This is a genomic window from Mesorhizobium sp. YM1C-6-2, assembly GCF_003666685.1.
Classification (GTDB): Bacteria; Pseudomonadota; Alphaproteobacteria; order Rhizobiales; family Rhizobiaceae; genus Mesorhizobium_K.
Map to the genome: position 1 here is coordinate 1 of NZ_RCIZ01000034.1, position 509 is coordinate 509.

The following is a 509-nucleotide window of genomic DNA, read 5'->3' on the forward strand; positions in this document are numbered from 1 at the left end:
TCGACATCGGTGATCGTCGACGTCGCCGTCGGCGTCGTGATCGACGCCGTGCCCTCGACGATCGTGGCGCTGTCCAGATGCACGACGATCGTCTCGCCGCTGTCCAGCGCGTCGTCATTGACCGCCGTCACCGTGAACGCCAGCGAGCTCGGCCCGCCGGCATGGAAGGTCAGCGTGTTGGTCGCAGCATCGTAGGTCGGGTTGTTGACGTTCGCCGGCAGCGCCGCGATCGCATTGGCGATCGCCGTCTCGAGCCCGGCCTGGTAGTCGACATTGTCGCTCGCCGTGCCGTTGTCGAGGTCGAGCACCACCGACGCAGAGTTGCCCCCGGCAAGCGGGCCGCCGCTCATCGTCACCGTGAACGTCGCCTGGTTGTCGGCCGCGTTCTCCTCGCTGATCGACACACCGGCATCGTTCACCGCGACCGCGAACGTCACCGCCGCGTCGACATCGGTGATCGTCGACGTCGCCGTCGGCGTCGTGATCGACGCCGTGCCCTCGACGATCGT

At 67.6% G+C, this 509-nt stretch carries 1 protein-coding gene; it reads right to left on the bottom strand.

Translation table 11 applies throughout. From position 1 onward, the window contains the following. A partial coding sequence (locus D8676_RS26580) for a Calx-beta domain-containing protein (protein WP_147448282.1) occupies nt 1-509 on the bottom strand: 509 nt, incomplete at both ends.